Source organism: uncultured Reyranella sp., from assembly GCF_945957355.1.
In the GTDB taxonomy this organism is placed as follows: Bacteria; Pseudomonadota; Alphaproteobacteria; order Reyranellales; family Reyranellaceae; genus Reyranella.
On sequence record NZ_CAMFKM010000015.1, the window covers coordinates 69,055 to 82,139 of the forward strand.

General features: G+C 66.7%; 13 protein-coding genes. 9 read left to right on the top strand and 4 right to left on the bottom strand.

The window, feature by feature from the left end; all coding sequences use genetic code 11:
- Genes Q0Q48_RS21985 through Q0Q48_RS22000 form a run of 4 tightly spaced genes read left to right on the top strand, consistent with a single transcriptional unit; the run spans position 1 to position 3,608 of the window.
- Positions 1–783 (top strand): enoyl-CoA hydratase-related protein, encoded by a 783-nt coding sequence (locus tag Q0Q48_RS21985; RefSeq protein WP_295142660.1) that lies wholly within the window; start codon positions 1–3, stop codon positions 781–783.
- On the top strand, positions 783–2,786 hold the full coding sequence (locus Q0Q48_RS21990) for an acetyl/propionyl/methylcrotonyl-CoA carboxylase subunit alpha (protein WP_295142662.1): 2,004 nt from the start codon (positions 783–785) through the stop codon (positions 2,784–2,786). The genes Q0Q48_RS21985 and Q0Q48_RS21990 overlap by 1 nt, the downstream gene beginning before the upstream one ends.
- Before the next feature lie 39 nt (positions 2,787–2,825).
- Entirely contained in the window at positions 2,826–3,032 is a 207-nt protein-coding gene (locus Q0Q48_RS21995) for a hypothetical protein (RefSeq protein WP_295142665.1), read from the top strand.
- Positions 3,033–3,608 carry a disulfide bond formation protein B gene (locus tag Q0Q48_RS22000; RefSeq protein ID WP_295142668.1) on the top strand — a complete coding sequence of 192 codons (576 nt, stop codon included), beginning with the start codon at positions 3,033–3,035 and terminating at the stop codon, positions 3,606–3,608.
- Between the two features lie 13 nt (positions 3,609–3,621).
- On the opposite strand, the gene Q0Q48_RS22005 is transcribed toward Q0Q48_RS22000, so the two are convergent.
- The 4 genes from Q0Q48_RS22005 to Q0Q48_RS22020 all read right to left on the bottom strand — a co-directional run bounded on the left by Q0Q48_RS22005 (position 3,622) and on the right by Q0Q48_RS22020 (position 7,639).
- Positions 3,622–4,896 carry a solute carrier family 23 protein gene (locus tag Q0Q48_RS22005; RefSeq protein ID WP_295142671.1) on the bottom strand — a complete coding sequence of 425 codons (1,275 nt, stop codon included), beginning with the start codon at positions 4,894–4,896 and terminating at the stop codon, positions 3,622–3,624.
- A gap of 26 nt (positions 4,897–4,922) precedes the next feature.
- The gene (locus Q0Q48_RS22010; RefSeq protein ID WP_295142674.1) at positions 4,923–5,795 is read right to left on the bottom strand and encodes a DUF2189 domain-containing protein; all 873 of its coding nucleotides are present in this window, start codon (positions 5,793–5,795) and stop codon (positions 4,923–4,925) included.
- Between the two features lie 141 nt (positions 5,796–5,936).
- Positions 5,937–6,866 (bottom strand): aminotransferase class IV, encoded by a 930-nt coding sequence (locus Q0Q48_RS22015; RefSeq protein ID WP_295142677.1) that lies wholly within the window; start codon positions 6,864–6,866, stop codon positions 5,937–5,939.
- Positions 6,867–6,880: 14 nt separating this feature from the next.
- Positions 6,881–7,639 carry a GntR family transcriptional regulator gene (locus Q0Q48_RS22020; protein WP_295142680.1) on the bottom strand — a complete coding sequence of 253 codons (759 nt, stop codon included), beginning with the start codon at positions 7,637–7,639 and terminating at the stop codon, positions 6,881–6,883.
- A 152-nt stretch (positions 7,640–7,791) separates the two neighbouring features.
- Here Q0Q48_RS22020 and Q0Q48_RS22025 point away from each other — a divergent pair, with 152 nt between their 5' ends.
- The 5 genes from Q0Q48_RS22025 to Q0Q48_RS22045 all read left to right on the top strand — a co-directional run bounded on the left by Q0Q48_RS22025 (position 7,792) and on the right by Q0Q48_RS22045 (position 12,844).
- The gene (locus Q0Q48_RS22025) at positions 7,792–9,102 is read left to right on the top strand and encodes an aspartate aminotransferase family protein (protein ID WP_295142683.1); all 1,311 of its coding nucleotides are present in this window, start codon (positions 7,792–7,794) and stop codon (positions 9,100–9,102) included.
- Positions 9,103–10,065, top strand: a complete 963-nt coding sequence (locus tag Q0Q48_RS22030) for an ABC transporter ATP-binding protein (protein ID WP_295142687.1) — start codon at positions 9,103–9,105, stop codon at positions 10,063–10,065.
- An 11-nt stretch (positions 10,066–10,076) separates the two neighbouring features.
- Complete coding sequence (locus Q0Q48_RS22035; protein WP_295142690.1) at positions 10,077–11,099, top strand: extracellular solute-binding protein; 1,023 nt, start codon at positions 10,077–10,079, stop codon at positions 11,097–11,099.
- A gap of 99 nt (positions 11,100–11,198) precedes the next feature.
- Entirely contained in the window at positions 11,199–12,029 is an 831-nt protein-coding gene (locus Q0Q48_RS22040; RefSeq protein ID WP_295142693.1) for an ABC transporter permease, read from the top strand.
- Positions 12,026–12,844, top strand: a complete 819-nt coding sequence (locus tag Q0Q48_RS22045; RefSeq protein ID WP_295142694.1) for an ABC transporter permease — start codon at positions 12,026–12,028, stop codon at positions 12,842–12,844. Before Q0Q48_RS22040 ends, Q0Q48_RS22045 begins: the two co-directional genes overlap by 4 nt.
- The last annotated feature ends 241 nt before the right edge of the window (positions 12,845–13,085 follow it).

The following is a 13,085-nucleotide window of genomic DNA, read 5'->3' on the forward strand; positions in this document are numbered from 1 at the left end:
ATGACCGATCCTATCCTGACGAAGATCGAGGGCGGCGTGGCCACGCTCACCCTCAACCGCCCCAAGGCGATGAACTCGTTCGATGGCGACACGGCGCGCGCCATCGTCGACGCGGTGGTTGCCTTCGCCGCCGACGAGGCCGTGCGAATGCTCGTCCTCGCGAGCGAAGGACCGGTGTTCTCCGCCGGCGGCGACTTCAACTGGGTGCTCACCTGGCCCGAACTCGACGCCATCACCCGCAAGGTCGGCGCCGATTCGATGATGGCGGCGGTCCAGGCGGTCTACGATTTTCCCAAGCCCTCGATCGCGCGCGTGCAGGGCGCCGCGGTGGGCGGCGGGATCGGCCTGATGCTGGCCTGCGATTTCGCGGTCGCCGTCTCCTCGGCGCGCTTCGGGCTCACCTCGGCTCGCAACGGCCTGCTGGCCGGCATCGCCATCCCGGTGCTGATCCAGGCGGTGGGCCCACGCATGGCGCGGCAGCTCCTGATGCATGGCGGCATGTTCGATGCCGCGACCGCGCTGCGCATCGGGCTGGTCGACCAGGTGGTCGAGGCCGACGCGCTCGACGCGACGGTCGCCGCGCTCACCGACGAACTGCGCCGCGGCGCACCGTCGGTTCAGACCCTGGTCAAGAAGCTGATCACCGAGATCGACGCCATGCCGCATGACGGCGCGGTGGCCGACCTGATCGGCGAGCATGTCGCCGTCCAGTGCACGACCGACGACGCGATCGAAGGCATGAGCGCGTTCCTCGCCAAGCGCAAACCGAAGTGGGCCGTCTGATGTTTTCCAAGATCCTGATCGCCAATCGCGGCGAGATCGCCTGCCGGGTCATCAAGACGGCCAGGCGGCTCGGCATCAAGACGGTGGCGGTCTATTCCGACGCCGACCGCTCCGCGCGTCACGTCGCCATGGCCGACGAGGCGGTGCATATCGGCCCGTCGGCGGCGCGCGAGAGCTATCTTGTGGCGGAGCGGATCATCGATGCGGCCAAGAGGACCGGCGCGCAGGCAATCCATCCGGGGTACGGGTTCCTCTCCGAGAATGCCGGGTTTGCCGACGCGTGCGCCGCGGCGGACATCGTGTTCATCGGACCGCCGGCGGACTCGATCCGCGCCATGGGCTCCAAGAGCGAAGCCAAGAAAATCATGGAGAAGGCCCGGGTGCCGCTGGTGCCGGGCTATCACGGTGACGACCAGTCGCCGGATCTGCTGGCGGCACAGGCCGCGAAGATCGGCTTCCCGGTGCTGATCAAGGCCTCGGCCGGCGGCGGCGGCAAGGGCATGCGCGTGGTCGAGAGCGCCGAGAAGTTCGCCGACGCGCTGGCCGGTGCCAAGCGCGAGGCCAAGGCCTCGTTTGCCGACGACCATGTGCTGGTCGAGAAGTACCTGACGCGGCCGCGGCACATCGAGATCCAGGTCTTCGCCGATGCGAGCGACTGTCTCTACCTGTTCGAGCGCGACTGCTCGCTCCAGCGCCGGCACCAGAAGGTGATCGAGGAGGCGCCGGCGCCCGGCATGGACCCGGCGCGGCGCAAGGCGATGGGCGAGGCGGCAGTCGCAGCGGCCAAGGCCATCGGCTACCGGGGCGCCGGCACGGTCGAGTTCATCGCCGACCAGGACGGCACCTTCTTCTTCATGGAGATGAACACCCGCCTGCAGGTCGAGCATCCGGTGACCGAGGCCATTACCGGCCAGGATCTGGTCGAATGGCAGCTCATCGTCGCGGCCGGCGGAAAGATGCCGCTCGCGCAGGACGAGCTCAGCATCGACGGACATGCGGTCGAGGTCCGGCTCTATGCCGAGGACCCGGCGCGGAACTTCCTGCCCTCGACGGGCACCTTGGTGCACCTGAAGCTGCCGCAGGAGGGCGCGCATGTCCGCGTCGATACCGGTGTGCGCCAGGGCGATACGGTGACGCCGTTCTACGATCCCATGATCGCCAAGGTGATCGTCCACGACCGTGACCGGGCCTCGGCACTGCGGCGCATGGCGGCGCTGATGGGCGAGACCGAGGTGGTGGGCGTCACGACCAACTCCGTGCTGCTCAAGGCGCTGTGCTCGCATCCTGCCTTTGTCGGCGGCGAGGTCGATACCGGCTTCATCGAGCGCCATCGCGCGACGCTGTTCGCGAAGCCGGCACCGGCCGGTGACCGTGCCTTCGCCGTGGCCACCCTGGCGCGCCTACTCGAATGGCAGGATGCGGCCACGCCCGCGGCAGGCGATCCGTGGTCGCCGTGGAACCAGCAGAACGGCTTCCGCCTGCTCGAAGAAGGCCATGAGGAAGTGCGCTGGAAGGACGGCGAGCGCGAGGTCGTCGTGATCGCTCGGCGCCTGCGCAGCGGCGGGTTGCGGCTGGAGCTGCCCGAGGGTGCGCGCGAGGCGCGGGTGGAGCGGCGCGACGACGGAACCCTGTCGATCGGATTGGGCGAGGACACGTTCGGGGCCACGGTCGTGCGGCGCACCGCCCTCGACGGCGGCATCGATTACGCCCTGTTCATGGATGGCGGCAGCGTCCGCCTGCGGCTCGTGGATCCGCTCGACGTCACGCAGTACGAGGCGACGGCCTCGGCCGATGCCATGGTCCGCGCGCCGCTGCCGGGCAAGATCATCGACCTCAGGGTCAAGGCCGGCGACACGGTGAGCAAGGGCCAGGCTCTGCTGGTCCTCGAAGCCATGAAGATGGAGCATACGCTTGCCGCCCCGGCCGACGGCACGGTGAAGAGCCTGCGCTATGCGGTGGGCGAGCAGGTGCCGGAGGGCGCCGAGCTGGTCGAGTTCGAATGAGCGTGCCATGAGATCGCGCTCGACGGACCGGTCCCGCCAATGATGACGATCACTTTCGCCGTACTGTTGGCGGCGTTTGTGTTTCGTATTTCGAATCTGCCGCGCCCGGCGATGGCCTGTCTGGTCCTGTCGTTCGTCATGGTCGTCGGCATTTTTTTCTGGGAGATCTACAGCCCCGAATATGGCTTCCGCATGCCTTGGCTGCAGGTCGACCTGAGGCACGCTGCCCCTGCGGGAAGCACCTGAATGCCCGGCCTGCGCGTCGAGCCTGCCTCCCTGGTCATGCTGGATCGGTTCGTCCTGCTGCTCCTGACGACGATTTTGGCGGCAATTCTGACCGCCGCGATGGTCATGCAGTTTGCCTTCGGGGAGATCCCGTGCCCGCTGTGCCTGCTCCAGCGAGTCGCCATGTTCGGCTGTTGCTTCGGGCTGCTTCATCAACTCCGCGCGCGTGAATCGGAGCGTGGCGGCGGCGTCGCCCTGCTCTTTGCCCTGCTGCTCCTCGTCATCGCCTCCAGGCAGACCTTGCTCGATCTCGTCCCACGCCCCGGTCATGCCTACATCGGCAGTGCGGTCTTCGGCATTCACATGCCGGTCTGGTCGGTCGTGATTGGCGTGTCCCTGATGCTGGCCCTGGCGCTTCGGCTCACGCTCTTCGGAGCTCCGCGCCTTCTGCCGCAAACCGGACGGCCACCGCTTGCCCGGGCAGCGCGCCTTCTGGAATTTTACGTCGTGATGATTTGCGTCATCAATTTTGCTTCGGTGGTGCTCCAGTGCGGCCTCGGCGAATGCCACACGTCCGGATATCGGCTCCTCGCATGAATGCCTTGCTGGTCTAGCGTCGCGCGGCGCCCAGCACCGCGTTCAGCAGGATCGCGCCGAAGGTCGCGGTGCCGATGCCGCCCAGGGCGAACTCGCCAAACTTCAGGGTGAAGTCACCGGTGCCCAGCACGAGCGTGATGCCGGCCACCATGAGGTTGCGGCTGTTGCCGAAGTCGACCTTGTTGTCGACCCAGATCTTGGCGCCGGCCACGGCGATCAGGCCGAACACGACGATGCTGACGCCACCCATGACCGGCAGCGGGATGGTATGGATGAGGGCGCCGAACTTCGGGGAAAAGCCCAGCAGGATGGCAAACAGCCCGGCGACCACGAACAGCGCCGTCGAGTAGATGCGCGTCGCGGCCATCACGCCGATATTCTCGGCATAGGTCGTGACACCGGTGCCGCCGACACTGCCCGCCACCATGGTCGCCACGCCGTCGCCCAGGAAGGCGCGGCCGACATAGGGATCCATGTTGCGGCCCGTCATGGCGCTGACGGCACGCAGATGGCCGAGATTCTCGGCGACCAGGATCAGGGCGACGGGCGCGATCAGCACAATCGCCCGGGTGTCGAAGGCCGGTGCAGTGAAGGCCGGCATGCCGAACCAGGCGGCCTTCGCCAGCAACTCGCCGCTCACCGGCTTTCCCAGGCCGAGCCCGTTGGCCAGGAGCGCGTAGACGAGCGTGGCCACGACGAGGCCGACCAGCACCAGCAGGCGCCGCGTTATGCCGCGCGTGAAGACCGCGACCAGGGCGATGCTCAGGAAGGTCACGGCCTGCATCCAGGCATCGAACGGAGTGGGTGCCATGTTCTTGACCGGCACGGCGGCGAGGTTGAGGCCGATCACGGCGACGACGGCGCCGGTCACGACCGGCGGCATCAGGCGTTCGATCCAGCCGGTGCCGCTGGCCATCACGACCAGGCCGATCAGCGCATAGACCGCACCGCAGATGACGATGCCGCCCAGCGCCACCGCGACATTGGCGTTGGCGCCCTGGCCGGCATAGCCGGTCGCGGCCGCGACCACGGAGATGAAGGCGAAGGAGGAGCCGACATAGCTCGGGACCTTGCCGCCCACCGCCACGAAGAACATCAGCGTGCCGACGCCACTCATCAGGATGGCGACATTGGGATCGAAGCCCATCAGCAGGGGCCCCAGCACGGTGGCGCCGAACATCGCCACAACATGCTGGATGCCCAGCGCCACGGTCTGCGGCCATGGCAGCCGCTCGTCCGGCGCGACGACGATGCCGTCGGCCGGCTGTTTCACGCTCCAGTCGAGCATTCTCCCGCTCTTTGCCTTCTTGTTGGTTAGACGACGACCTTTCTATAGAGGTGCCAGGTCGCGTGGCCCAGTACCGGCAGCGCGATGGCGAGGCCGATCAGGAGAGGCAGTGCGCCGACAAGGAGGCTTGCCGCGACGATCAGGCCCCACATCGTCATCGGTCCCGGGTTCATCCGCACGGCGCGGACCGAGGTCGCGATGGCGGTGCCGACGCCGACATTGCGGTCGAGCAGCATCGGGAAGGACACGACGCCGATCACCAGGACGGCGAGGGCAAACAGAAAACCTATGCCGATGCCGACGATGGTCATCGTCCAGCCCTGCGACGTTGTCAGGGCATCTCGTACGAAGGCCTGGGCGGAGACCGGGGCATCCGGCCCGAGGGTAACGGTGTAGAGGAGGTTTGCCGCGAACAGCCACAGGCAGAAGATCGCGAGCAACAGCAGGCTCATGATCATGATCCCGCCGATGTTCGGCGAGCGCACGACCGCGAAGGCGTCCGTCCAACGGGTCTCGAGCCCGTGCTCTCGCCGGCGGCTGATCTCGTAGAGGCCGAGCCCGAATATCGGTGCGATCAGGGCGAAGCCGGCGATCAGCGGGAAGACCAGCGCCAGCAGGCCGTAGTCGAAGGCCATACGCGAGATCGCGAGGCCCGCGATCGGATACAGGAGACAGAGCATGATGACGTCCGTCCGGCAGGCGCCGAAGTCGCGCACGCCCTTCGCAAGGGCATCACCGACATCGGTTGCGGTGATGCGACGGACCGTGGGGGGCGCCGAAGCGCGATCCTCCCAGGCGCCGTCCATGGTGGTGGCCGCCGAGCCGACGGCCAAGCTTGTCTGCTTGAGATGATCCCATCCCCATTCGAGGGGATTTCGGATGTGGTTCTGGGTCGCCATGACTGCCTCCTTGCGAACGAAAGTCCGAAGGTCGCGGTCCGTCGTGATCACGACAGAGCGCGATCCACCACAAGGATAGAGTCTACGCCCGGCAGAGGGGGAAGTCTCCCCCTCTCGGTGTACGGCGAAGAGAGCCGTTCGCTACTGCGAGAACTTCAGGTACTGGGCCACGAAATCGCAGCCGACGCTCTTGGAGTAGGCGTCGATCAGCTTCTGGGTGATCGGGCCCGGCGCCTTGCCGTCGCCGACCGGCGCGCCGTTGAAGCTCTTCACCGGCAGGATGCAGAGGCTGGTCGAGGTGAGGAACATCTCCTCGGCATTGGCGGCGTCGAACAGGTCGATGTCGCCCGGCGTGCAGGCGACGCCGATCTGCTTGGCCATGTCCATGGTCATCTGGCGGCTGACGCCCGGCAGGACGTAGCGCTCGGACGGTGTGAAGAGCTGGCCTTCGCGCACGATGAAGATGTTGCTGCCCAGGCCCTCGGCAAGGTTGCCGTTCTCGTCCAGCAGGATCGGCCAGGCGTCCGGATTGAGCGCCTTGATCGGCTTCTCGGCCATGATCATGTTGAGATAGTTGTGCGTCTTGGCGCGGGGCGAGAGCATCGACGGGGCGATGCGGCGCGCCGTCGTGGTCATCGCCTCGGCGCCCTCGCGGTAGAGCTTGCCGCGCTTGGCGAGCGGCAGGGGAGTCATCTCGATCACGACCTGCGGGCCGACATTCTCCCAGCCTTCGTCGCCGACCGCATCGACGCCGCGGCTGACCCGCTGGCCCAGCCACCAGTCGCCGACCTCGGCCCGGAGATGCTCGTTGCGCGCCACGACCTCCTCGCTGTGGGCAATCATCTCCTTCGGCGACAAGCCGGGATCGATCTGCAGGTAGCGCAGCGAACGGTAGAAGCGGTCGATATGCTCCTTCAGGCGGAACGGCACGCCGTTGAAGGTGCGGGTCATGTCGAAAGCGCCGTCGCCGTATTTCCAGCTGCGGTCGCGGAACGGGATCATGACCTGGTTCTCCGGCACGAACTTGCCGTTGAACCAGGCGATGCGTTGATTGCTGAGCTGCTGGGCCATGATGATCCTCCTGATCAGTTGACTTGAAGTTCGAAGGCCGCGTCGCGGGTGGATGGGCGGCGCCGCTTGCCGACAGTCGCCGGGACCGCCGGCGCGATGTTGCCGTTCTCGTCGGCAAGGCCCGCCACATAGGAAAGCGCGCGGCGGATGTCGTTCTCCATCTCCCGGCGAGCTGTCGCCGCATCGCCCGCCTGCAACGCGTCGATCAGGCGCTGCCGCCCGGCCGGTCCGCGCGAGGAGGAGATGAAGTCGGGATAGAGGAGATTCATGTAGGGGCCGGTCTGCAGCCACAGCCCTTCGATGAGGCGCAGCAGGGTGGGCTGCGCGGCTGCCGCGTAGACCGCGAAATGGAACTCGCGCACCTTCTGGCGATCGGTGGCGCTGTCGCCGCGTGTTCGGGCGGCGAGGATCTCGCGCGCGGCGCGACGGATGTCGGCGATCTGGGCGCGCGAGGCGGCATGGGCCGCCTTGGCCGCGGCGAGACCTTCGAGCTCCATCCGGATGTCGCGCAGTTCGAGGACCTTGTCCCGGGTCATCAGCGGAACGCGGACCGACCGGTTGGGATTCATCTCGAACGCACCCTCGGCGACCAGGCGGCGCAGCGCTTCGCGCACCGGCGTCAGGCTGACACCCAGGACGCCCGCAACGTACCGGAAGGTGACCTTCTGACCGGGCGCAAACCGGCCCATGGTCAGCGCCTCGCGCAACGACGCGTACACCTGCTGGCGGAGCGAGGTGTCGGCAGCGTCCGGAGGGGGCGCGGTACGGGGCATCGGTTGTGGAGCTTAGACCAGGCCCTCGGAATTTGTGATCACAAAAATGCATTGCTGGGGTGGAAAGCGGCGGATAGGCTCGAGCGGATTTGTGATCACATTATTTTGCCGCGCACCTCGGTCGCGGGCATCGTTCTTGCTGGGTGAGGGACATGCGCTCCTACGCGAAATCGATCGCACTCTACGAAAAGACCCGGAAGCATCTGGCCGGCGGCGTCAGCAGCAACGTGCGCTACGCCAGCGTGCCGGTACCGCTGTTCTTCGCCCGCGGCGAGGGCGCCAGGCTCTATGACGTCGATGGCAACGTGCACATCGACTATGTGCTGGGCAACGGGCCGGCCATTCTGGGGCACGCGCCGAAGACGGTGATCGAGGCGGTGGCGGTTTCCCTGGGCGAGGGCCAGCTCTTTGCCGCGCAGAATCCACGCGAGACGGAGCTGGCGGAGCGACTGTGCGGCCTGTTGCCGGGCGCCGAGGTCGTGCGCTTCACCACCTCGGGTACGGAAGCCGTGCTGATGGCCTTTCGCCTGGCGCGCGCCTTCACCGGCCGCGAGAAGATCCTGAAGTTCGAGGGTCACTACCATGGCTGGAGCGACCAGGCCTATATCAGCGCCCGGCCGCCGCTGAACGAGGCGGGACCCGCGGACGCGCCGGTGCCGGTCGCCGGTTCGCCGGGCATGCCGGCCAGCGTGCTGGGTGACGTCGCCGTCTGCACCTGGAACGATCTCGATCTGCTGGAACAGACGCTGCAGCGCCATCGCGGCGAGATCGCCGGCGTGATCATGGAACCGGTCATGGTGAATGGCGGCGCGATCCCGCCGGCGCCGGGCTATCTCGAAGGCGTCCGAGCCCTATGCGACAAGCACGGCGCGCTGTTCATCTGCGACGAGGTCATCACCGGCTTCCGGGTCGGCCTGCGTGGCGCCCAGGGCAAGTTCGGCGTGAAGGCCGACCTCAGCATCTATGCAAAGGCCGTCGCGGCCGGCTTCCCGCTGGCCATGGTCGCCGGCCGGCGCGACATCATGGACACGCTGGTCGACAAGGGCGTGATGCATGGCGGCACCTATAACGGTAACGTCCAGAGCATGGCGGCGTCTCTGGCGGCCCTGGATGTGCTCGAAGCGAATGACGGTGCGGTCTATCGCGATCTCGAAGCGCGCGGCACGGAGCTGATGCAGGGCCTCGCTTCGCTGGCGGCCAGGCACAAGCTGCCGATCCGCGTGCAGGGCATGCCGGCGATCTTCCAGACCTTCTTCACCTCCGGTCCGGCACCCCGCAACTATCGCGACTCGGCGGCCTGCGATCGCGACGCCATGCTGGCCTTCCATGCGGCCCTGCAGGAAGAGGGCGTCCGGGCCCAGCAGGCCGGAAAGTGGTTCCTCTCGACGGCGCACGACCGGCCGGTGATCGAGGAGACGCTCGCCGCCGCCGACCGCGCCATGGCCAAGCTGGCCCGCGTCTAGATGTCGGACATCCGTCTCGAAGGAGTGGCCAAGCGCTACGGCGCCTTCGCGGCGGCCGACCAGGTCGACCTCTCGGTGACCCAGGGTGAGTTCGTCACCATCCTGGGGCCGAGCGGATCGGGCAAGACGACGCTGCTGTCGCTGATCGCCGGCCTCAACCGGCCGACCTCGGGGCGCATCTTCATCGGCGGGCGCGACGTCACCAACGCGACGGCGCAGGAACGCAATATCGGGCTGGTCTTCCAGTCCTACGCGCTGTTCCCGCACATGACCGTGCTGGAAAACGTGCTGTTCCCGCTGGGGGTCCGCAAGATCGGCGGCGCCGAGGCGGACAGGCTGGCGCGCGACGCTCTCAAGTTGGTCCGGCTCGACGGGCTGGAGGCCCGGCGCCCGTCGCAACTCTCGGGCGGCCAGCAGCAGCGCGTAGCGCTGGCGCGGGCGGTGGTCTTCAAGCCCGACATCCTGCTGCTCGACGAGCCCCTAGGCGCGCTCGACCGCAAGCTGCGCGAGGAACTGCAGGTCGAGCTGAAGCAGCTCCAGCGCACGCTGGGGGTCACGACCCTGCTGGTGACGCACGACCAGGAAGAGGCACTGTCGCTCTCCGACCGGATCATGGTGCTCGACAAGGGGCGCACGCAGCAGGTCGCGGCGCCGGCGGAGGCCTATCTCAAGCCCGCCAATCGTTTCGTCGCGGAGTTCCTGGGCATCGCCAACTTCGTCGACCTGCCCGACGGCCGGAACGGCGTGGTTCGGCCGGAGCGGGTCCGCTTTACCGCGGAGGGACAGGGACGACCGGCGCGGGTCGTCGAGGCGATCTATCTCGGCCAGATGGTGCGATACCACCTGGCTCTCGAAGGCAATCAATCGGTCGTGGCGGCCGTGCCATTCCTGGGCACGGCGCATGCGCCGGGAGAGCGTGTCAGCGTTTCGTGGGAGTCGGCCGACGTTTGGCCAGTAACATAGAGGGGAACGAGATGAAGAGACGTACATTCGTCGGTGCTGCCGCCGCCCTGCCGGCCGTCGGCCTCCTGTCCGGGACGGCGCGGGCGCAGGTGAAGGAAATCCGCATGATCGAGTCCGGCGGCAAGTCCGGCGAATCGATCGAGGTGGGATACATCGAGCCCTTCACCAAGAAGACCGGCATCAAGGTCATTCGCGAGAGCCCCAATTCGCTGGGCAAGCTGCGCGCGCTGGTGGAGAGCGGCCAGACCAGCACGGTGCTGATGGAGCTGGGTTCGGGAACACTGGTGCAGGCGCGGAACCTCAAGCTCATCGAGCCGATCGACTGGGCCGCGGTCAATCCGGCGCCGATGTTCCCCGAAGCCAGGAACGAGTACGGCTTCGGCTACCAGTATTTCTCCACCATCATGGCCTGGCGCGCCGGCGCCAAGGCGCCCAAGAACTGGGCCGAGTTCTTCGATACCAAGGCCTTCCCGGGCAAGCGCTGTCTGCCGGACTTCCCGCACTACAGCCTGCCGTTCGCCGTGATGGCGACGGGCGTGCCGGCCGACAAGCTGTTCCCGCTCGATGTCGAGACCGGCTTCAAGAAGCTGAACGAGATCAAGAAGGATATCGCCGTCTGGTGGAAGGCGGGCGCCCAGCCGCCGCAGCTGATGAAGGACAACGAGGTCCAGTACGTGATCTGCTGGTCGGGGCGCGTCGTCGGCGATCCGGCCTTCGGCTACAACTTCGCGGGCGGCATGGCCGACCTGGCCTACTTCTCCATCGTCAAGGGGTCGAAGCCCGAGGATCGTGCCGCGGCCTACAAGCTGATGTACGAGATGTCGCTGCCCGCGAACCAGGCCAAGGCGGCGACGGTGATCTCCTATACCGGCCCGAGTCCCGAGCTCGATGCGCTGCTGCCCAAGGACAAGCTGGCCGACTTCCCGTCGAGCAAGCAGAACAAGTCGGTCCAGTGGTTCCAGAATGCCGAATGGTGGGCGGCCAATGGCGAGGCCGTGAACAAGAAGTGGGAGGCCTTCAAGCTCGGACTGTGATCAGGCTTTTTGCCGGGGGCGCGCCACTCCCGTGGCGCGTCTTTTCATCATCTGATCGCGCCGCTGAAGTGGCGCGCCCCCAGCAATTGATATGAACGAATGACACGGACGAATCGCCTCGAAGGTTTCGGTTTCATCGCGCCGCTGCTGGTGCTGATGGTCGTCGCCTTCAATGCGCCCATCGTCTACATGCTGGGCCTCGCCTTCTGGGAGAAGGGGCGGGGCTTCACGCTCGAACACTACGCAGGCCTGCTCGAGGCGCCGGTCTATCTGCGTGTGCTGGGCAATACGATGCGCATCGCGCTCATTGCCACCATCGCCAACATCCTCATCGGCTATCCGCTGGCGCACTGGATGCGCGGGCTGGGCAGCCGCGGCCGCATGATCGCGCTGGCGCTGGTCGTCCTGCCCTTCTGGGTCTCGATCCTCGTGCGTACCTACGCCTGGATCGTCGTGCTGGGCAATGGCGGTCTGGTGAATCGCGCGCTGCAATGGAGCGGCCTCACCGATGCACCGGTCTCGTTCCTCTACAACGAGCTGGGGGTGACGATCGGCATGGCCAACGTGCTGCTGCCGTTCCTGGTCTTGCCACTGTTCGCCGCCATGATCCGCATCGACGACCGGCTGCTGCAGGCTGCGGCCTCGCTGGGGGCGCCGCCGCGCACCATCTTCTGGAAGGTCTATTTCCCACTCACCCTGCCGGCGCTGGCCGCGGGCGCGCTGCTGGTCTTCATCCTCTGCCTCGGCTTCTACGTGACGCCTGCGATCCTGGGCGGCGGCCGGGTGCCGATGATCTCCAACCTGCTCGACACGCTGATCAATCAGATCCCGCGCTGGGAGCAGGCTTCGGCCATCTCGACCATCCTGCTGGTCGTGACGCTCCTGATCTTTGCCGCCTACCGCCGGCTCGACCGCAAGGCGTCGGCATGAACCACCAAATGCTCGGCGGCTCGGTCTGGACGCGGCGCGGCTTGGCGGCCATGGGGATCTTCGGCCTGGTCTTCCTCACCGTGCCGCTGGTCATCGTGATCCCGATGTCCTTCTCCTCGGCGCGGGCGCTGACCTTTCCGCCGCCCAGCCTGTCGCTGCGCTGGTACGAGACCTTCTTCGGCGATCCGCGCTGGATGGAGGCGATGTGGACTTCGACCTTCGTCGCCGCGATCTCCTCGGTCGCGGCGCTGATCCTGGGCGGCCTCGCGGCCTACGGGCTGCGGCGCGGCACCTTCAAGGGGCGCGACTGGGCCGAGGGCAACTTCATGGCGCCGCTGATCGTGCCGACGATCATCGTGGCCATCGCGCTCTATCTCGCCCTGGCCAAGGTCGGCCTGCTGGGCTCGCTGCTGGGCCTCGTCGTCGCCCACACGCTGCTCAATGTGCCGCTGGTGATGATGGTCCTGGGCGTGGCGATCCGCGAGTTCGACCAGCGGATCGAACAGGTCGCCTGGAGCCTCGGCGCCTCGTGGGGCTACACGATGCGCAAGGTGGTGCTGCCTAACCTGGCGCCCAGCGTCTTTGCGGCCTGGATCTTCGCCTTCATCGGCAGCTTCGACGAGGTGATCGTGACTTCGTTCATCGCCGGCAAGTACGAGACGGTGCCGAAGAAGATGTTCAACGAGCTGATCCTCGAGGTGAACCCGACCATCACGGCCGTTGCGACCCTGCTGATCGCCTTCACCGTCCTGGCGCTCGCCGCCGTGGCCTTCGTGCTCGGCCGGGCAGGCAAGCTGAAGGAGACCGTGGTCTAGCAGGCCGCTGAAAGGTCGAAATCCCTGCGAATAAACGAAACAAACGAAATAAACGAAACGAACGAAGTGAGAGTCGCGCCCCCGGAATCAGAGCCGCAGCGCAACAATATTGCGTCGCGACCCCTCCTGAGAGGCCATTTCCAGCTTAGAGCGGCCTCATCGCCAAGTGTTCCTTCGTGGACTTGAAATCGGGTGACGCTACAAACTGCCCTCGTTGAGCGGACCGTGTCCTACGTGATCC